Annotated in this window: 1 protein-coding gene; it reads right to left on the bottom strand. The window is 62.9% G+C overall.

Annotated elements, in window-relative coordinates; all coding sequences use genetic code 11:
- A partial coding sequence (locus tag BN1127_RS22875; protein ID WP_231557503.1) for a putative signal transducing protein occupies positions 1 to 121 on the bottom strand: 121 nt, incomplete at its 3' end.
- Positions 122 to 213: the final 92 nt, after the last annotated feature.

Below are 213 nucleotides of genomic sequence, written 5' to 3'. Positions count from 1 at the left end.
GCGCCCCCGAGAGCCCCTCCCCACTGAGGCGAACTCTGACCCCTTCTACCTCTAACGCCCCCTTCAAGGCGTGCGCCTCCAGGGAGTGAGAGGCCCGATACAAGTTAATCCACTGCTCCATATATCCTCTCCTCACAACAGCCTGCCTGATCATCGACCCGTCCCCAAAGGGTGGACCCCTCGATACCGGCTTCGAAGCCACGGCGCCGTGGC

This window comes from Aeromonas media (assembly GCF_000819985.1).
In the GTDB taxonomy this organism is placed as follows: Bacteria; Pseudomonadota; Gammaproteobacteria; order Enterobacterales; family Aeromonadaceae; genus Aeromonas; species Aeromonas media.
The sequence above is the reverse complement of the archived record's forward strand: the minus strand, read 5'-3'. Positions and strand labels throughout refer to the sequence as shown.